Here is a 20,310-nt window from a genome sequence, read left to right as displayed (position 1 = left end):
CGCCCCGATCAGGCGATGGCGCCTTCGAATTCCCCTGACGCCATGCCGGCCGATGCGCCGCCGGATTCCCGTGCATAGCGTGCCGGCGACGCTCCGACGTCCCGCGTGAACGCGACGCTGAAGGCGCTCGCAGATCGATAGCCGACCTGCATGGCGATCTGGCCCACGCTCGCCTCTCGTCTGCGCAGCAGGTCCTTGGCCAAGGCCAATCGCCAAGCCTTCAGATACTCCATCGGTGCCATGCCCACAGCGCTCTGGAATCGCTCATGGAAACCTGATCGCGACAGCGCCGCCTCCCGCGCCAGGTCGGCCACGGTCCAGCCACGCTCGGGCCTGGCATGCATGGCCCTGATCGCCGCGGCCAGCCGCTCGTCCGAGAGGCCGCGCAGCAATCCGGGTGTCTCGCCCAGCTCGGCCGTCGATCGCAACGCCTCGATCAGCAGGACTTCCAGCAAATGCTGCAACACCACCTCACGCCCGGGCTTGCTGCCTACCGCTTCGTCGCCGAGCAACTGCATCAGCATGGCGAGGCGATGTTCGCCCCTCACCACGACCAGTTCGGGCAACAGCGATGACAGCAAGGTCGCGTCGTCGGACTGGAAGATGCAGTAGCCGACCATGGCCCGCATGTCGATCGGACCGTCGATGCTGCCGACCCGATAGCCGCCAGAGGGCAGGATCACGGGATCGATCACCATGTCATGCTCTGCGCTGGGCACATCACTCCACATCATGAAGTCCTGCGCGGACGGGATGAGGATGAAATCGCCTGCATTGATAACGACCTCGCCACTGTGGCGATCACTGTAACGCAACCTCCCCTTCAACACGGCGACATAGTAGGGATTGGGTGATTGTGTCCGCCTGACCCGCCAAGGCCCCGAGCCGGTGACGCATTTGGAAAATGGCGCGCCCGGCTGCAGCAGGCCGACGATTTGGGCGAGGGGGTCAGCCAATTTGGACTCTTTCGAAAAAATGCTGGACGATCAGGCATAGAACGTCCAGTGCTCAATGACCATCTCCTGTTCGGCAATTAGGAACAGGATCATTGCATGACCGACAACCCACGCATCGCACTCGTCACCGGCGCCAATCAGGGCATCGGGCTTCAGATCGCGACCGATCTCGCCGCCAGCGGCCTCACCGTGCTGCTCGCCTCACGCAACCTCGACCGCGGCAAGGCAGCAGCGCAAGCGGTAGACGGTGATGTTCATCCCATCCAGCTCGACGTCACCGACGAGGCTTCGATCCGTGCCGCAGTCGCGCGGGTCGAGGAACGGTTCGGCCGTCTTGACATTCTTGTCAACAATGCCGCCATTTCCCGCGCCAACGGCCAGGATAGCGAGACTATGCAGGACTATATCCGGCGCTCGCGAGCGACGCTGATCTCAATCGATGAGGTGCGTACCATCTGGGAGACCAATGTCTTTGGCGTTCTCGCTGTCACCCAGGCCTTCGTGCCACTGCTGCGCAGGTCGACAGCTGCTCGCATCGTGAACGTTTCGAGCGGCCTCGGCTCGCTCACTATCAACGCCGCACCGCACCCCCACCGGGCGACGTTCAACCCCGGCTATGGTGCCTCCAAGACCGCGCTCAACGCTATCACGCTCGCCCTGGCCATCGATCTCGAAGCCGAAGGTATCAAGGTCAACGCGGTGACGCCCGGCTTCACGGCCACCGCGCTCAACAATTACGAGGGCACCGAGACCGTCGAGCAGGGCGCCGCCGAAGCGGTCCGCGTTGCTCTCCTCGGCAGCGACGGTCCGACTGGCACGTTTACGGCGTCGGTCAACGAAACCTTCCCCTGGTGATCGCGAAGGTCCGCCGGCACCTTGCCGGCGGACCGGCCGCTGCGAATGGCTGCTTACCGGGTCCGGAACTACAACGGCGGATGTCGGAAGCGGCATTTCGAAAGAGCCGTCGGCAACTCGCTTCCTCGGGTGGCGCCGGTAAATCCTCGGCGGCGAGCCCAGATTTGATCAATCAAGCAATCGGCAATTTGAAAACGTCAAGGACCGCGACCAATCTCTTCGCGCAGTTGAGCGCAACCCTGCCGACGCTGTCCAGCGCCTGGACCGCGCAGCCCTAGACCGGGATTTTACGTTTTCCCGGGGCCGCCGAGGCTGATCTTCGCCTAGCCTTTTTATCCATGTCTACGGCCTCAACCGTCTTGGCCTGGTGCAGCCGCGAACGCGGGTCGTAAGTCAAGCCGCGAAAGGCAACCGGGTGCAGGGTTCGAGTCCCTGCCGCTGACACGGCCTGTAATTCGGCGCAGGCTCTGTCGGACTCAAGGTTCTTATTGTCCGCGGCTGGCATCGGCGCCGATCGAACGCAATGCCTGGCGCAAGCAATCATCGATGGACGTCGCCTTCCGTCTGGTCGCGGACCATGTGCAACAAAGGGCGCGTAAAAACCTGGATCCCATCGGTTAGGGCGGCAGGTGCGACCCGGCGTCGACGATCAGCATCGATTACGGGGAGTCTGGTGACGCTATATTGCCCGAAGCGGGAAGAAAATGACCATCACCCCCGCGGTGTTCTGCCATCGACTGTGGGCAGCACGCCTTGCCACCGCGTAACCCTCCCCGAGGAGCGATCGGGGCGATTATACCGCCGGCCGCGACAGGACGAGCGCCGCCAGCGCGCTGGCAAGATGAAATCGGATGCGATCACATGCCCCTCCTTGGCCGACCCGGCGCGAATGTCAGCCCATTTCCGCTCCATTGCCGGGGTCGCGCTTTGCCCTACGCTGGAGCAGCACGTACGCAAGCGCCGCCGCTATGGTCGCATCGAGCGCGGGCACCTGAGTCACCGTCCAGCCAGCATGGGCACCGAGCGTCGCGATCGCCGCAGCACCGAGCCAGACGAACATCGCCCGCCATCGCACCGCCGGCAGGTCGGCAATCGAGGCTGCCGCGTCGACGCCGCGGAAGCGGGTGAGCGCATCGATGACGTAGATCGCGGCGATCGGCGGGATGATCACGCTCAGAAACAGCACAAACGGTACGAACGCCTCGAGAATGCCGCCCAGCGCCAACAGCGTCCCGATCACGCCACCCGCAACGATGACCAACCACTGGCGGAGCCGCGGGAAGGTGGTGCCCAGCGACAGGCTGGCGGAATAGAGGTTCGCGGCGTTCAGCGTCCAGGTCGGCAGCAGCAGCAGGAACAATGTCGGCGTTCCCAGCCCAAGCATCGGCACCAGCGCCATCAGGCTGGTCTGCCCTGTCGCGAGCGCCGGCACTGCCGCCGCCGCCATCGTCAGCGGCATCGCGACGGGGAAGGAGATTGCCATCGCCGCCGCGCCGCCGCCGGGGCGGCTGATGAAGCGAGAAAGATCGGGCATTGTCGCGACAGCGAGCATGTAGGCGCCGATCACCGCCGAGAGCGCGATGCCGAACGGCATCGGCGCCGCGGATGCGGACGGCGCGGTTTCGATGCCGTAGGCGCTCACGCTCGTCACCACGACGGTCAGCAACACTAGCGCAAGCACGGGCACCGCGATCAGCGCGAGGCGTTCGAGCGCGCGGAAGCCGAAGATGGTGGATGCCGTCATCAGGGCGCCCCCGAGCACAATCAGCGCGGGCAACGGGATCTCCAGGCCGATCGCGCGCGTCGCCGTCTGCAGCGCTTCGCCGACGAAGGTGGCGTTCACGCCGAACCAGCAGAAATGGATGAACGCGACAACGAGATTGATCACCGCTGCGCCGCCGATCCCGAACGAGCGCCGGGTCAGAAGATAGGTCGAAAGGCGAGACCGGATGCTGACAAGCGAGGTCAGGAAGCCGCCCACGCACAGCAGCAGTCCGGCGATCACCGCGACCGCGATCGCGGGCAGCATGCCCAGCGCCAGCGCGTTGGTTGCGCCATTGAAGAAATCGGGCACCCCGATCGAGAAACTCGCGACGATCAGTCCGACGCGCCAGCCCGAAATGGTGACCCCCTCCGGCACCGGCGCATGCGCATATTGCTCGGCGGCCTCGCCGCCGCTCATCGCGTCCAGCCGTTCAGCTGTTCGACCGGCACGAACGCCATGTCGAGGCCGAATGCGCCCGGGCCGACATAGCTTAGCGCATGATCGGTGCGCAGGGCCGCAGGTGCCGCCGCCGCAACGATCCGCACGCGCTGGCCATATTTCAGCCGCTCGGTGGTGATGCTCTCCGCAGTCTCCAGATCCATAACGGTGACGAGGTCTGGAGTCATCGCGCGGACGGTATCGCCTTCCCGTGCGTACAGATTCTCGTTCTGGAAGCCGATCGTCATCCGCCGTGCACCGTCGAACGTCTCGATCGCCAGCTGCCCGATCGAAAAGCCGCCTTCAGTGCGCCGTTCGAGGTCGACGATCTTGCCGTCGAACAGCGCCCCGGCATGCGCATAAAGTCCCGTTGCGCGCAGCGCGTCGAACATCGCCGCGAACGGATCATCACCGGCCCCGCGCGCCTGCCGGATCGCGGCGCCAACCGCGACCGCAGCGGAGACGCTGCCTGGGATCGCGCTGCGGATCACGTCGCCGGCGGTCAGCGGATATTCCACCATGTGCGCGATCCCGCCGAATGCGATCGACAGCCCGCGTGCGAGGCGCTCATGCTCCAGATTGTCGGGTGTCTCGATGACTGACAATGCGCCGCCCGCCGCGGTGACGATCGCAGGGCACGCCGAAAGGCCCTGGATGTTTAGCACTGCCATCTGCGATTCGGGAAAGGCGCGGCCCATGCCGTCCGCATCGAGCACCGGCAGGCCGAGGCGGGAGGCGGCGAGCAGTGGCGCAAGGCCGTTGGCGCCACCGATCTCGATCGGCATCAGCGCGGCGATCGGCCGACCCATCATTTCTTCGAGACGCCTGAGGCCGGCGACGGCTTCGTCGCCAGAGGGCAGCTTTTCGAGGCTCACCGTCGGCGCGCCGATCCAGCCGCATGGTGCCACCAGCGCATCTTCGGGCAGCGCATGCGCGTCGATCATCCGAAAGCCGCCGCTCCGCTCGATCTCCGCTTCGCCCAACAACAGGTTGTAATAGGGATCGCCGCCACCGCCCGATCCAAGAAAGGCGGCGCCACGCGCGAGGTCTCCCAGCGCGAGGCGGTCGATGGTCATGTCAGGCATAACTCGGCTTCCGATCCTTGATCGCTTCCGGCGATGGCATCAGGTCACCCGCGGCGCGGATGCGCACCTGCATCGCCCGGCCGGGGAGATAGCCCAGGGCATTCTCTTCTATCTCGACGATCTCCGCGCTTTCTTCGATGCCGCCGCCCGCGACGATCCGGGTGACCGCGACCTGCCGCAGCCGATCCAGCGCGGCGTCGCGCGGTTCAATCTGGTAGTCGACGATCTGTTCGACCACGGCTCCGACCTGCGCGATCGCCGCGCCCACGGCGTTGGCGACGCCGGCGTGGGGCGGGCGGATCACGCGGGCGGCGCCCCGCACCGCATCCGGGACCAGAAAGGCGCCGCCGCCGACCGCGATCACCGTCGCGTCACCCCGTGCGGTCTTCATCCGGTCGATTCCGTCCTCCACCATTCGGTCGATCTGGCCCATAATCACCGCGATCATAGCCGGGGCAAGCGACGCGACGCGCGCCACGTCGCCGAACTGCGCGCGGCCTGCGGCCACCGCGACGTCGCTCGCGGTCAGCGTATCGCCGCCGAACAGAAAGGCTTCGCTGCCGATGCGATATCCGGCGGAATCGGGGCCGATCCGCAACGCGTCACCCTGATGAATGCGGGTACCACCGCCGAGGCCGAGCGCGAGCGTATCGGGCATGCGGAAATTGGTCCGCACCCCGCCAATGTCCACCGACACCGCCGATTCGCGCGGGAAGCCGCCGACCAGCACGCCGATGTCGGTGGTGGTGCCGCCTACATCGAGCACGATCGCGTCGGTAATGCCGGTCAGGAAGGCAGCGCCGCGCATGCTGTTGGTCGGCCCCGATCCGATCGTCAGCACCGGATAGGCCGCGGCACGCTCGGCCGAAATCAGCGTGCCATCATTCTGCGAGATATAAAGCGGGGCGGTGATGCCGATCGCTTCCGCCGCTTGCCCGAAGGCGTCGACGACCTGCCGCGCCAATCCGGACAGCGCGGCATTGAGGATCGCGGCGTTCTCGCGCTCGACCAGTCCGAGGCGGCCAACCTGATGCGACTGGCTGATGTGCGCGTCCGGCGCCACCTCGCGGATGATCGCGGCGGCGCGTTCCTCCATCCGGGCGTCGAGCGGCGCGAAGGCGCTCGTGATCGCGAACGCCTTAAAGCCCTGCCGGAAGAGGTCGGCGGCGGCGGCGCGCACGCGCGCTTCGTCGAACGGCGCGATCTCGCGGCCGTCCACCTCATAGCCGCCTGGCAGCAGATGGATGGGGCCGCCGACCCGATCGACCAGTTCGCCTGGCCAGCCGGTCATCGGCGGCAAAGCCTCGCCCGACGGGCTGGCGAGCCGGAGGATGCCGACGCGGTCCAGCCGCACACGCTCCACCAGCGCATTGGTGAAATGGGTGGTGCCGATCATCAGCGCCTGTACCGCGCCGCCGTCCGTCTTGCCGTCCGCCAGCACCGCCGCGACCGCCGCGGCGACGCCGCGGGCGACATCCGGCGATGTCGGCTGCTTGGTCCAGGCCACTACATCCCGACCGTCCATCAGGACCGCGTCCGTGTTGGTGCCGCCTACGTCAACTCCGATGCGCAACCTTGAACCTCCCGCCCTTGGCCCTGGCTTGCGATCCCGGTGCACCCCGCGCAACCATGTTGACGGGTTGCATCGGTGCTGGTTCGGGTAAACGGTGTGGCGGGGCGGGTAATCACCGCCCAGGCCGCTTGCGTGAGCACGTCGGCTTGCCATCATATTCTTTTCGTCGGGAGGCGCGTGAACGAGCTTATCCATACCCGAATCGCACCGCCCGCGTGGCTCGGGAACAGCGTGCGACGCGATGCCCTGCTCGCCCGGCTCGATCAGGCGCTGGGCAAACGGCTGACGTTGCTTCACGCACCTGCCGGCTATGGCAAGACGAGCCTGCTCTCCCAGTGGCGCGATACGCTTTATGCCAGAGGCATCCGCACGGCATGGTTGTCGCTGGAGGATGCGGATACCGACGCCGCAAGTCTTGCGCGTTACATCGCGCTCGCGCTGGACCCGGAGAATGAGCGCGGGCCCGTCGATCTGCCGACGCGTGCAGCGCTTTCCGCGATCATCAGCCGGCTCGCTCGGGATAGCGAGACCACCGTTCTGATCCTCGATGATCATGATCGGGCGCATGATGCCGCAGTCTCGGATTTCCTCCGCTCGCTGATCCGCCTGGCCCCGGCCAACTGCCACTTCGTTACCGCGTCACGCGATTATCCGCGGCTCGATCAGTCGGTGCTGGTCGCGGCGGAACAGGTGCTGGAAATCAGCACCGACGACCTCCGCTTCTCGAGCGCTGAGGCGTCCGCGCTGCTCGATCCCCAGGTCCAGCTCGCCGAGGGTGATCTCGACAGGATCATGGCGCGTACCGAAGGCTGGCCGATCGCGCTTCAACTGACGGCGCTCTCGATCAGGCGCGGCGTCAACCGCGATACGCTGGCCGCGCATGTCGGCGGACCAAGCCCGGAACTGGCGCGCTACCTCTCCGAACAGGTGCTGACCGCGCTGCCCGCCGCGACGCAAGAGGTGCTGCTGCGCACCGCTGTACTCGATCGGATCACGGGGGAAGCGATCGACCATCTGTGCGACCGTCAGGATGGCTGGCTGGTGATCGAACAACTCGAGCAGCAGGGCGTCGTGCTGACCCCGCTCGATGCCGGCCGCAACGCGTTTCGCTATCATCAGCTCTTCGCCGAATTCCTGCGCGGGCGGCTCAGTCGGCACGACCGTGCCACCTTCCGCGCGATGCATCACCGCGCGGCGCTGTATAAGCTCGACCGGGGTGAGGTCGCGGAGGCGGTCGGGCACGCATCCAGCGCCGCCGATGCCGATCTGATGGCAGACATCCTTGAACAGGCGGGGGCGTGGCGACTGATCCCGCACGGGCTGCAATCGGTGGTGGAACGTGCGCTGAATGCGCTACCGCGCGCCACGGTGGATGGCCGCTGGCGGCTGCGCCTCGCCCGGATCTATCTGCAGATCAAGATCGGCGAGATGGCGTCGGCACGCGCCGATTATGACTCGCTGTCGGCCGACATGGCATCGAACGATCTGTCCGCAGATGCCCGGATCGAGGTGCGCGTGGTGGGCGATACGCTTGCCGACTATGAAAATCTGCCGCTGACCCTGGAGGATCTGCTCGAACGCGAAGCGTTGCTGAGGACCTTGCCGGCGGACGATCATCTCGTGCTCGCCAACGTCACCGAGGCGCTTGGCGCCAAGTATATGGAGGGCGGCTGGCTGGAGCGCGCGCTTGAGCCGACGGTCGCGGCGCGCGCGCATTATCGCGCACAAGGGTTGCTCTACTCCGAGCTTTTCACCCACTTCCAGGAAGCGCGAATCCGGCGTGCACAGGGGCGGCTGATCGACGCCGTTCAGATATTGGCGATCACCCGCGCGGAAATCGATGCGCATTTCGGCCCGCAGTCCGATCTGGCGGCGAACTGCGCCGCGTTCGAAGCGGAAATGCTGTTCGAACAGAACCGGGATGGCGAGGCGCTGAAGTTGCTCGAATGGGCGCTGCCCCACATGGAGCAGTCGGACGGATGGGTGGACGTCTATCATGCCGCCTATCATACGGCCGCGCGCGCTACCGCTGCGGCCGGCGATTTCGAGGCGGCCTATCTGATCCTAGCCCGCGCACGCGGCGTGTCGATCCGGCGCCGCCTGCCGCAACTCGAACTGCTTGCGCGCCTGTGCGAGGTGACGATCGCTCTCGATCATGAGGATAACCCCTCACGGGCGGCGGCGCTTGCTGAGGCGTGCGGCATGGACGGCTTTGCCAGGACAATGGCGGAGGAATCGCCGCGCTATCGGCCGGTCGCGGTCGCGGCCATGCTGACGCGGGCCAAGCTGTCGCTCGCGCGCAATGACGCGGCGGCGGCCGAGGCCGATCTCACATTGTTGCGCCGCTGGGCGAACCAGCATGGCGCGGGGCGGCTGCTTGTCGATGTCAATTTGCTGCTCGCCGAGGCACTGGTCCGACGCGATGAAGCACCGCGAGCGCAGCGACTCTTCGACGAAGCGGTTGGCACGGCGATGTTCCACGGGCTGACGCGCCCCTTCGTCGATCTGCATCGCTACACGCGCCAGCCTCTGTTGGATGCCGCGGCGCGGACGGGCGACGGTCGCGATCGCTTTCGCGCCCAGTTCCTTCGCGGCCTGATGCGCGCGATCGGCCCGCATCGCGATAATCGCATCAGCCAAAGCGTGCTGAGCGAGGGTGAGACGGCGATCCTCGTCCATCTCAGTCAGGGACTTTCGAACAAGGAAATCGCGCGGCAGATCGGCATGTCCCCCGACACGGTAAAATATCGGCTGAAATCAATCTTTCGCAAAATCGGCGTACACACGCGCCGCGACGCGGTTCGCGTGTCGCACGAGCGCGGATATGCCCAGCCGCCGGCGGTCCGCTGAGCGGCGCTTACCCGTTTTCACCAAGGCTTACCCTTCGCGGAACGTGGCAGTCGCCGCGCGCTGTTGTTGAATGCAGTGCAGCGGAAAGCACCGGGAAAGCGTCGGGCATTCGCTGTCTGGTCAACGAAAAGGGGGTGGCGACGATGGACATGGAAGCCATGCACGGAATGGCATGCAGGCTGCAGCGAAAGGCGCTGTGGCTCGCGGCGTTTGCAAGCTGCGGATTGGCATCGACAGCTGCAGCACAAATCTCCGAACCGGAGACGGCGCCCGATATCACGGTGATTGCGGGCCGTGCGGTCGCAGCGACCAAGACCGATACGCTGCTCACCGAAGTACCGCAGGCGATCAGCGTAATCACGGCGGAGGAGATGCGCGATCGCACCGTCGTCGATTTCCAGGACGTCTATCGCTACAGCGCCGGCGTGTCGGCAGCCGCCAGCGTCGATGGCCGCGGCGATTTCGTCTCGGTTCGCGGCTTTGACGCAACGCAATATCTCGACGGCCTCAAGCGCATGCCGAACTTCATTTATGGGGCCCGCCTCGATCCGTTCACGCTGGAGCGTGCCGAGGTGCTGCGTGGGCCATCATCGGTGCTTTACGGCGCCAGCGGGCCGGGCGGCGTGCTCAACGCGACCAGCAAGCTGCCACACTTCGAATTCGGCGGGCTCGTCGGGGCCTATGGCGGCACCGACGATCGCATCCAGGGGCAGATCGATCTCACCGGCCCACTCGCGGACGGTGTCGCGGCGCGCTTCGTCGCACTGGCGCGCGACGCCAAAACGCAATGGGGCACGCCTGACGATCGCGTTCTGGTTAACCCGTCGCTGCGGTTCCAGCCGTCCACCGATACGGACATCTCGGTCATCGGCCTCTACCAGAAAGACAGCCAGGGATCGCTGGGCTACACGCCCTATCAGAATTCCCGCCTAGGTGACGATCGGTCGAAGCGGGTCCGCTTCAACTTCTATCAGGGTGAGCCCGACTTCAACGGCACCGAGACCGAGTTCAAGTCGGTCGCAGCAATCCTGTCGCAGCGGATCAACGACAATCTCTCCTTCCGCAGCATCACGCGCTACAGCGACATGGATACCGACTATCGCGAGGTGTATCTGAACTACACCGATACGCCCTGGGCCGACGCGGCGCAGACCCTAGCCAACCGCGAATGGTATGTGAATTATGAGAAGAGCAAGGTCTTCAACACCGACAATAACTTTACGGCGGAGCTGACCACCGGTCCGATCACCCACAAGCTTCTATGGGGCATCGACTATCTCTATTTCAAGCAAACGAAGGATCAGGGCTATTCCTGCCCCTTCGAAGGCTGTTTCACATCGCCGCCGCCGATCAACATCTACACCGAGCAGCCGACCGGTCGGTTCGCATATGCGCCCTTCTATACCGAAGAATTCAAGAATACGCAGCTCGGCCTCTATTTTCAGGACCAGATGAGCTATGCAGACCGGGTTCATGTCGTGCTCGGCCTCCGGCGAGACCGCGCCACGGGCCAGGGTGAGACGGCAAAGGTTGCCTGGTCGTTCCGCGGCGGCATCATTGTCGAGCTGATCGAGGGCGTATCGCCCTATTTCAACTATGCTGAAAGCTTCGTGCCGGTCTCGGGTGGCGACTTCTACGGCAATCCCTATCAGCCACAGCGTGCCCGCCAATATGAAGGTGGCATCAAGTGGGAACCATTCTCAGGCGCGCTGCTGAGCGCGGCCTATTTCGACATCGTCGAGGATAACCGCCTGTCGCAGGATCCCTCGAACATCCAGAACTTCCTGCAAGGCGGCAGCGTCGGCGCAAAGGGCCTGGAACTGGAAGCAGCGCTTCGCCGGCCGCGTAATTTCGACATCACCGCATCCTACAGCTATGTCGATGCGGAGGTGATCACCGCGAACACCGTGTCAGCCGCCGGCGATCGCGTCGCCGGCGTGCCGCGTCACAACGCCTCGATCTGGGGCTCCAAGACGCTGATGTTCGGCGAGGACTGGGAAGTGAACGCAGCCGGCGGCGTCCGCTATATCGGCAGCAAGATCGATACCGCGCAGATCCTCGATACGCCCGACGTGACGCTGGTCGATGCCGCGCTGCGGCTGTCCACTGGACCATGGACGCTGTCGGTGACGGGCAGCAACATCCTGAACAAGCGCTATTATGATAGCTGCACGGTGGCCGCGCCCACCAACGCCTATTGCGTCGCCGCCAAGGATCGCACCCTGATCGCTGGCGTCACGCGGCGGTTCTGATGCTGTCTGAATCTGGAAGGAGCATGTTCTTGCGTACTGGCGCCTTTCCCCGCGGGGCTCGATTGTTCATGGCCGGGGCGGCCGCCATCGCCATGGCGGCAGCGGCACCCGCCGAGACGCGGGAAGATACCCCCGATGTCATCCTGACCAACGCCCGCGTCTACACCGTGGACGACGGGAAGCCGTGGGCGGAGGCAGTGGCGATCCGCGGTGGTCGCATCGTCGCCGTCGGCAGCGCAAAAGAGGTCGCAAAGCGCCGGGGCAGCGGAACACGCGTCGTCGATCTCAAGGGGCGGTTCGTGATGCCTGCCTTCGGCGATGCGCATGCCCACCCGATCTTCGGGGGCATGAGCTATGCGCGCTGCTCGCTCCACGCCGGCAAGACGCTCGACGATTATCGGCGCATCATCGCCGACTGCATTGCGCGGACACCGGGCACCGGCACGATCTTCGGCTCGGGCTGGGACCAGACCTTGTTCCCGCCCAGCGGCATTCCGCGCAAGGACGTGCTCGACTCGGTTTCGCGCGACCGCGCGCTGATTTTTGAATCAGACGGGCACACGCTCTGGGTCAATTCCAAGGCGCTTGAACTGGCCGGCATCACGCGCGACACGCCGGATCCGGCCAACGGCAAGATCGATCGGGACGCGGCTGGCGAGCCGATCGGCGGACTGGAAGAATCAGCGATGGCGTTGGTCGACAAGCTGGTGCCACCGCCCACCGACCGCGACCTGCAGGAAGCGATCATCTATACGGCCAGGCTGTTCAACAGCATCGGCATCACGTCCTGGCACGATGCCGCGCTGGAATGGGAGAACGGCGGCACGAGCCGCGCGCTGGACGCCTATGCCGCGGTCCGCGATCGAGGTGCGCTGACCGCGCATACCGTGATGGACATACACTGGAACAATGACCGCGGCAGTGACCAGATCGCTGATATCGCACGCATCACCGAAACAGCGCGGAAGAAGGGGCTGACCGCGAACGGCGTCAAATTCTTCGTCGACGGTGTGATCCCGCAGCGCACGGCGGCGATGCTGGCGCCCTATGAGGGCAGCAGCGAGAAGGGCGCGCCCCAGATCGCTCCCGCCGCACTGGCGGATGCGGTATCGCAGGTGGCGGCACGCGGCATGCAGGTCCACCTCCATGCGATCGGCGATGCCGGCGTCCGGCAGGCGCTGGATGCGGTCGCTGCGGCGCAGGCGCATGGCGGCAAGCGCGACACGCGGCCGATGATCTCGCATCTCAACGTGATCGATCCCGCCGACCAGCCGCGCTTCGGCCAGCTCGGCGTCACCGCGGTCTTCCAACCGCTCTGGGCGTGCCATGAGCCCTATATGGATCTGACGATCAAGACGATCGGGCCGGTTCGCGCGACCTATATCTATCCCGAGGCGGGCGTCGCCAAGGGCGGCGGCCGCATCGCCTATGGCGCCGATTGGCCGGTCGCCTCGGCCAATCCGCTGGAGGGGATCGAGGTCGCCATCACGCGCGCCGCGCCGGGCGGTTCGCTACCGCCATTGCTCCCCGAGCAGGCGGTATCGCTGGCAGCCGCATTGCGCAGCTACACGATCGACGTTGCCTATACGAGCCATCTGGAAAGCGTCACGGGCTCAATCACCGTAGGCAAGAGCGCCGATTTGATTGTGCTCGACCAGGATCTGTTCCGCATCAAGCCGATGGACATCCACAAGACACAGGTGTTGCTGACCCTGTTCAAGGGAAAACCTGTGCACGGCTCGCTGGCGGTCGCCGCCCCATGACGCACGGCTGGACGGGCAGTCAGGTTACGGAGGACGACGCCAACAACAGCCTGGTCGGCAATAGCAGCAACGAGGTGCCGGTCGGCGGTCTGGGCGACGATATCCTGAACGGCGGCGCAGCCAGCCACATCGTGAGCTATGCCATTGCGACCGAGAGGGTGGCCCTAGAAGCCGCGCTGAGCACCGCCTAGATGTTTGATCCCGGGCTTTGATGGTGCATCATTCACGAGCGAGTGGAAGTCTGAACGGATTGCCGAGACCGAGCGGGCGACCGCGCGCGACCATGCAGATGCGCGCTGGGGCTGGGCGCTGTGGGGCCCCGTGGGGCGGCGGCTGGTCCCGGTTTGGCTTCGGGCGGGGCTGGTGACGGCTATGAGCATCGAAGCCACAGGCGGACACATTCCTCTTTCGGAACCGGGATGATGAGCGAGTTGCTCTCTCGGACGCTTGAGGCCCACGGCGGGATTGATCGCTGGCGGCGCTTTCAGACCGTTGCAGCAACGATCGTTACCGGTGGCACATTCTGCGCGATGAAGGGCATTGATCAGGATCCGGCTCCGCGCCGTGTGACGGCGGAGTTGAAGCACCAACGCTGCACGCTGACCACATGTGGAGTTCTTGGGGCGGAGCGGCCATTGACCCATGCCGTGCCGGACGACCGGACTCGGCAGAAGCGGTCGTGGGCATCGTCCTCCGCAGCAAAGGAAGTCGTGATGCGCGGCCGGGGCGGAAGCTGCCGGCTCAGCCACATCCCCCTAGCGTGCGGAAGACTTCGGCAGTGAGTCTGCTCATTGCTTCGATCTGGGTGTCTATGTCTGCTGGAAACGCTCATTTATGCTCGCCGCGGCTGCGCGAAGCTCAGGAACCAGTTTCTCTCGCATCTCATCCACGGCAAACCGCATCGAAGGGCAGCACGCGTTGAGCGCCGCCACGACCTGTCCCGCGGCGTCATAGATCGGTACGGAGAGCGAGCGAACGCCGACCTCCAGTTCTTCATCGACGAGCGAGTAGCCCAAGCGGCGGGTCTCGTCGACGATCGCACGCAGTTGCTTCTTTGAACTGACGGTGTTCACCGTGTGGCGCTCGATCTTGACGCGGTCATAGTAGCGCGCCAGCGCCTCGTCGCTTTCGCCCGCGAGCAGCACCCGTCCGGTCGAGACTGCGTAAGCCGGAAGCCGGTTGCCGATGTTGATGCTGACCGAAATCACACGATCCGGCGTCGAGCGTGCGAGATACGTCACATCGTCTCCCGTCAGGACAGCCGTGTAGATCGATTCCTGCGTCCGCTGCGAAAGCGCATTCATGACGGGCTGCACGATGTCGAGAATGCCGACGGACGACAATGCCGAGTAACCAAGCTGCAGGACCTTTGGCCGCAGCGAGAAGTGGCGGTCGCGCTTTTCCGCATAGCCTTCGCGCACCAGCGTGAGCAGCAGCCGCCGCGTCGTCGCCCGCGACATTCCGGTCACCTTCGCGACGTCGCTGAGCGTCATCGCCGGTGTGTCGCGCGTGAAGGCGCAGATCACTTCCAGCCCCCGGGCAAGGGACGCGACATAGTCGCGGTCGCTATCCTCCTGCTCCAGCTCCGGCGCCTCGTCATCGCCAGCCGAGCGCGGTGCGCGCAAAACATCAGACATGCTTATCCTTCTCCCCGGCGGCACCGGTATTCCATTGGCCTGGCTGGACCCAGAAACATTTTGAAACATCAATCCAAAAGGCCATCGTAGCGCGGTCGCGCAGGGCGTCCACCCTGAGACAGATTGTTCGCTATCGCAACGTCCGTGCGCTATGCGATCAAAATTGCGTTGACTTTCACGCTTTATTGGATGCACGTTTCAGGTGCGGCAAAGCGGGGCGCTTGCCGGACAAGGGGATGGACATGCGAAAGACGTTTGCCGTCTGCGCTGCACTCGCGGCGTCGACGATCAGCACCTCCGCGCTTCACGCCGAGCAGTTCCGGATCGAGCTTTCGGCGCCTGATGCCGAAGCTTCCGGCTATGAGGGGCGCCTGATCCTGATCATCGCTGCCGACGACAAGAGTGAGCCGCGCTTCCAGGTGGAGGCGAGTTATGACGGTGCACAGGTCTTCGGCGTCCCGATCACCGATTTCCGCAAAGGTCAGACCCGAACGATCGGCACGAGCGTGCCGGGATTTCCCGGACGCAGTCTCACGGACGTTCCGGCGGGCACCTACACCGTCCAGGCGGTTCTTCATAAATATGACAGCTTCAAGCTGAGCAATGGCAAGGTCGTGAAGCTGCCCGCGGCGCGCGGGGCCGGCCAGAACTGGCGCAAGGAACCAGGCAACCTGATCAGCAAGCCCGTCAAGGTGAACTTCGACCCCAAGCGCGCAGGCGAAATCAAGCTTGCTTTGACGGAGGTGCTTCCGCCGATCGAGGAGCCGAAGGACACGGAGTTTGTCCGTCATTTCAAGTTCAAATCCGACAGGCTTTCGAAATTCTGGGGCAGAGACGTTTATATCCGTGGGCATGTGCTTGTGCCCAAGGATTTCGATAAACATCCCGAGGCGCGGTATCCGCTGGCTGTCTTTCACGGTCATTTCCCCGATGATTTCGGGGGATTCCGGACGACGCCGCCCGACGCCGACATCAAGTGCGAACCGAGCAAGCGCTTCAGCAACGAACCCTGCTATAACCGCACCGAGCAGCAGGAAGCGTTCGATTTCTACAAGCAATGGGTGTCGGCCGACTTCCCACGCATGCTGATCGTCGAGATCGATCACTCCAACCCCTATTATGACGACAGCTATGCAGTGAACTCGGCAAGTATCGGGCCGTATGGCGACGCCATAACCTATGACTTCATACCGGCATTGGAGAAACAGTTCCGCGGTCTCGGTGCAGGCTGGTCGCGCTTCCTTTATGGCGGCTCGACCGGCGGCTGGGAGGCTCTTGCCGTGCAGGTCTTCTATCCGGATCAGTATAATGGCGCCTTTGCCGCCTGCCCGGATCCGATCGATTTCCGCCAGGTCATGGTAACCAACATCTATGACGACAAGAACGCCTACTGGCGCGAAGGGCCCTTCGGCCGCGTCGCGAAGCCCGGCAAGCGCGATTATCTCGGCCATGTCTCGCTGACGATCGAGGACGAGAACCGGCTCGAACTCGTACTGGGCGACAAGACCCGGTCGGGCGGCCAGTGGGATATCTGGGAGGCGGTCTATTCGCCGATGGGGCCGGACGGCTATCCCAAGCGGATCTGGGACAAGGCGACCGGCGTGATCGATTCCGGCGTGGCCGCGTACTGGCGCGAGAACTATGACCTTCGGCACATTCTCGAGCGCGACTGGCAGAAGCTCGCTCCAAAGCTGCAGGGAAAGATCAATATCTACGTCGGAGATATGGACAATTTCTACCTGAACAACGCCGTCTATCTGATGGAAGATTTCCTGAATAAGGCAAAGCCGGCCTATGGCGGCGAAGTCACCTATGGGGATCGCGCCGAACATTGCTGGAACGGCGATCCATCATTGCCCAATTCTATCTCTCGGCTACGTTACAACAGCATGTACGTGCCCAAGATCCTGAAGCGTATCGAGGAATCGGCCCCCAAGGGCGCCGACCTCAAGAGCTGGCGATACAGATAATCCGACGCCGCAGGGGGACGAGAACGGCGCCCGGGATCGGTGCGCCGCGACAAGCAAACAGGGAGCTATATATGATGACGAGGACAAGAGTGCGCACGGCCCTGCTGTGTTCCGCCGTGCTGCTGGGGAGCGCCGGTTCGTCCGCCTTCGGGCAGGATGCCACAGCCGACACTTCTGCGGGTGTCGCCGACGCGGACGATATCGTGGTCACCGGCTCGCGCATCCGCTCACCGAACCTGGAAAGCGTCAGCCCCGTAACCACCGTGTCCTCGGAGGAGTTCGCGGTCCGCGGCACGGTTCGCACCGAAGATCTGGTGAACCAGTTGCCGCAGGTGTTCGCGGCGCAGGGCGCAGCCAACTCCAACGAGGCGACCGGCACCGCCCAGGTCGACCTTCGCGGCCTCAGTCCGTCGCGCACGCTGGTGCTCGTGAACGGCAGGCGCCTGCCCTACGGTTCGCCGAAGAACATTCCCTCCGATATCAACCAGGTGCCGACGCCGTTGATCCAGTCGGTCGAGGTTCTGACCGGTGGTGCCTCGGCGGTCTACGGCTCCGACGCGATCGCCGGGGTCGTCAACTTCAAGCTGATGAACAATTTCAGCGGTATCCGCTTTACCGGCAGCATCGCCGGCTTTCAGCACACCAATGACCGCGACGAACTGCGCGACTTGCTCGACCGCAACAACGAACGCGTCCCCGGTGCCTATCTGAAGCCGGACAAGACAGTCTGGAACGGGTTCACCACCGAGGTTTCCGCCGTGGCAGGCGGCAACATCGGGGACAATCGCGGCAATGTCACCGCCTATGCGACCTATCGCAAGGTCAACCCGATCCTGCAGGCGGACTATGACTACAGCGCCTGCGCGTTGGGCGCGACGGGCCCGAATGGCGGCGAGTTCTCGTGCAGCGGGTCAGCGACCAATGCGCCCGCCAACTTCACGAACGCCGGCGGCATTCCCGGCCTGCCGACATCGTTCCGCGCGACCGCGGACGGCCAGTTCGTGCCCGGCTCGCTGACGTACAACTTCGCGCCCTATAACTATTATCAGCGGCCCGACGAGCGCTACGCGCTGGGCGCCATGGCCCATTACGAGGTCAACGAGAACTTCACGCCCTATCTGGAAATGTCGTTCATGGAGGACCGCTCGGTCGCGCAGATCGCGCCCGGCACCAACAGCGCCGGCATCACCGTGGGCGCCGGCAGCATCAGCGGCATCAACTGCGACAACCCGTTCCTCAGCGCACAACAGGCCAGCTATCTCTGCACCAGCCGCGGACTTTCCACCGCCAGCACCTATGACGCCGCCGGGAATTACACGGGCCCGGCCTCGATCGCCCAGGGCGTACTGGTCGCGCGCCGCAACGTCGAAGGCGGCAACCGTCAGGACGACATCCAGCACCAGAGCTATCGCATCGTACTGGGCGCCCGCGGCGAGATTGCCGGGCCCTTCCGCTATGATGTCTACGGCATCTATTCGAAGGTGAGCTACCGCAGCCGCTTCTATGGCGATGCCAATCGCCAACGGACGGCCAACGCGTTCAACGCCGTCCGCAATTCCGCGGGACAGATCGTCTGCGCGATCAATGCGGACGCCAATCCGAACAACAATGACGATAACTGCGCGCCGCTCGACTATTTCGGTCCGCAGGCCAGCGCCGAATCCGTCGACTATGTCGCCGAAGTCAAGGGCATCACCGGCGACACGAACCTCGTGAACGTCGTTGCCGCGATCGACGGCAATCTGGGCGAATGGGGCATCCAGTCGCCTTTCGCGAGCAGCGGCGTCTCGGTGGCGTTCGGTTATGAATTCCGGAAGAACTCGGTCGACTATCTGCCGGACGAGGTCTACCAGGCCGCAGCAAGCCCCGAGCTTCCGATCAGCGGCTCGGTCGTCGCCAAGGAGTTCTTCGGTGAGGTCGTCGTTCCGCTCGCCGAAAATCTGCCTGGTCTCTACAGCCTGTCGTTCGAAGGTGCCTATCGCTATTCCGATTATGATACCGGCTTCAAGACCGACACGTTCAAACTCGGCCTGAACTGGTCACCGATACGGGACTTCCGCCTGCGTGGCTCGTATCAGCGCGCGGTGCGTGCGCCCAACGTGATCGAGCTGTTCTCCAGCCAGCAGTTGTTCGAGGTCGAACTCACTGAAAATGCCGATGGCTCCTATGATCCGTGCTCGGGCCCCACACCGGTCGCCACTGCCGAGCAATGTGCACGCACCGGCGTGACTGCTGCGCAATATGGCAACATCGTCGACAATCCTGCAGGCCAGTTCAACTCGCTGATCGGCGGCAACGAGAATCTGCAGCCGGAAACCGCAAAGACGCTGTCGCTGGGCGCGGTCTTCGAACCGAGGTTCGTGCCGGGCCTTACCCTGTCGCTCGATTATTTCGACATCAAGGTCGAAGACCTCGTGGGAAGCGTCAATCCCAACCTCTCGATCGCGAACTGCCTGTCGAGCGGCGATCCCTATTTCTGCGGCCTTATCCAGCGAAGCGCTTCGGGATCGCTGTGGCAGAGCGAGAATGGCTTCTTCCGTCGCTTCAACGTCAACACCGGGTCGCTGCAGACCAAGGGCGTCGACGTGGTCGTCGATTACCGGATGAGCCTGGACGACATGGGCATCGGCGGAGGGCGACTGAACTTCAATCTCGTCGGCACCTATCTCGACTCGTACCGGACGGTTCCGCTTCCCAATTCGCCGGAAAGCGACATCTATGAATGCGCCGGTCTCTACGCCGGGCTGTGCGGCCGGCCGCGTCCGGAATGGCGTCACAAGTTGATGATGACCTGGTCGCCGACCAGAAGCTTCAGCCTGGCCCCCACCTGGCGCTACGTCTCCTCGGTCAAGATCGCGCAGACGAGCGATCAGCCGGCGCTGACCGGCAGCTTCTCCGAGGTGAACCGCAAGCTTGGCGCCCGCAGCTATTTCGATCTCGCGGCATCCTATGAGGTTCGCAAGGACCTCGTGTTCCGGCTTGGCGTCAACAACCTCTTCGACAAGGATCCGCCGCTCACCACCACGGCGGCGATTGAGGACGGCGGCAACGGCAACAGCTATCCGCAATTCTATGATGCGACTGGACGTTACCTGTTCCTGAGCGCGTCAGTCGGCTTCTAAGGCGCTGCTGGCCGCCGGAGACCTGCAAAAGTCTTCGGCGGCCT

12 protein-coding genes are annotated in these 20,310 nt (G+C 64.3%); 7 read left to right on the top strand and 5 right to left on the bottom strand.

From position 1 onward, the window contains the following. Positions 1-8 precede the first annotated feature (8 nt). Positions 9-956, bottom strand: coding sequence for a helix-turn-helix transcriptional regulator (locus tag FHS96_RS27330; RefSeq protein ID WP_429599455.1), 948 nt, complete (start codon positions 954-956; stop codon positions 9-11). Between the two features lie 96 nt (positions 957-1,052). Between FHS96_RS27330 and FHS96_RS27325 the strand changes: the two genes are divergently transcribed. Further along, positions 1,053-1,811: an SDR family oxidoreductase gene (locus FHS96_RS27325; protein WP_429599453.1), complete on the top strand. Its 759-nt coding sequence runs from the start codon at positions 1,053-1,055 to the stop codon at positions 1,809-1,811. A gap of 892 nt (positions 1,812-2,703) precedes the next feature. Here FHS96_RS27325 and FHS96_RS27320 read toward each other — a convergent pair. From FHS96_RS27320 to FHS96_RS27310, 3 genes are read right to left on the bottom strand one after another with little or no spacing between them, the layout of a single operon-like run. Beyond that, positions 2,704-3,993 (bottom strand): purine-cytosine permease family protein, encoded by a 1,290-nt coding sequence (locus tag FHS96_RS27320; RefSeq protein WP_429599451.1) that lies wholly within the window; start codon positions 3,991-3,993, stop codon positions 2,704-2,706. After that, positions 3,990-5,099, bottom strand: a complete 1,110-nt coding sequence (locus FHS96_RS27315) for an S-methyl thiohydantoin desulfurase family protein (RefSeq protein WP_429599449.1) — start codon at positions 5,097-5,099, stop codon at positions 3,990-3,992. The genes FHS96_RS27320 and FHS96_RS27315 overlap by 4 nt, the downstream gene beginning before the upstream one ends. Beyond that, a complete protein-coding gene (locus FHS96_RS27310; protein WP_429599447.1) occupies positions 5,092-6,672 on the bottom strand; it encodes a hydantoinase/oxoprolinase N-terminal domain-containing protein in 1,581 nt (526 codons plus the stop codon). Before FHS96_RS27310 ends, FHS96_RS27315 begins: the two co-directional genes overlap by 8 nt. 231 nt (positions 6,673-6,903) lie before the next feature. Here FHS96_RS27310 and FHS96_RS27305 point away from each other — a divergent pair, with 231 nt between their 5' ends. The 4 genes from FHS96_RS27305 to FHS96_RS27290 all read left to right on the top strand — a co-directional run bounded on the left by FHS96_RS27305 (position 6,904) and on the right by FHS96_RS27290 (position 13,728). Further along, entirely contained in the window at positions 6,904-9,522 is a 2,619-nt protein-coding gene (locus FHS96_RS27305; RefSeq protein ID WP_429599445.1) for a helix-turn-helix transcriptional regulator, read from the top strand. Between the two features lie 143 nt (positions 9,523-9,665). Beyond that, the gene (locus FHS96_RS27300) at positions 9,666-11,774 is read left to right on the top strand and encodes a TonB-dependent siderophore receptor (protein WP_429599442.1); all 2,109 of its coding nucleotides are present in this window, start codon (positions 9,666-9,668) and stop codon (positions 11,772-11,774) included. A gap of 29 nt (positions 11,775-11,803) precedes the next feature. After that, positions 11,804-13,537 (top strand): amidohydrolase, encoded by a 1,734-nt coding sequence (locus FHS96_RS27295; RefSeq protein ID WP_429599439.1) that lies wholly within the window; start codon positions 11,804-11,806, stop codon positions 13,535-13,537. Continuing rightward, positions 13,534-13,728: a hypothetical protein gene (locus FHS96_RS27290; RefSeq protein WP_429599436.1), complete on the top strand. Its 195-nt coding sequence runs from the start codon at positions 13,534-13,536 to the stop codon at positions 13,726-13,728. The genes FHS96_RS27295 and FHS96_RS27290 overlap by 4 nt, the downstream gene beginning before the upstream one ends. Positions 13,729-14,346: 618 nt before the next feature. Here the strand turns inward: FHS96_RS27290 and FHS96_RS27285 are convergent. Continuing rightward, a complete protein-coding gene (locus FHS96_RS27285; RefSeq protein WP_429599434.1) occupies positions 14,347-15,174 on the bottom strand; it encodes an IclR family transcriptional regulator domain-containing protein in 828 nt (275 codons plus the stop codon). Between FHS96_RS27285 and FHS96_RS27280 the strand changes: the two genes are divergently transcribed. Then, the gene (locus FHS96_RS27280; RefSeq protein WP_429599432.1) at positions 15,153-17,144 is read left to right on the top strand and encodes an alpha/beta hydrolase; all 1,992 of its coding nucleotides are present in this window, start codon (positions 15,153-15,155) and stop codon (positions 17,142-17,144) included. The genes FHS96_RS27285 and FHS96_RS27280 overlap by 22 nt on opposite strands. A gap of 74 nt (positions 17,145-17,218) precedes the next feature. After that, positions 17,219-20,266: a TonB-dependent receptor domain-containing protein gene (locus FHS96_RS27275; RefSeq protein ID WP_429599430.1), complete on the top strand. Its 3,048-nt coding sequence runs from the start codon at positions 17,219-17,221 to the stop codon at positions 20,264-20,266. The last annotated feature ends 44 nt before the right edge of the window (positions 20,267-20,310 follow it).

The sequence above is a fragment of the Sphingomonas zeicaulis genome (assembly GCF_050433225.1).
Classification (GTDB): Bacteria; Pseudomonadota; Alphaproteobacteria; order Sphingomonadales; family Sphingomonadaceae; genus Sphingomonas_D; species Sphingomonas_D zeicaulis.
Note: the sequence above shows the minus strand (reverse complement) of the source record. Positions and strands in the feature narration are given on the sequence as shown.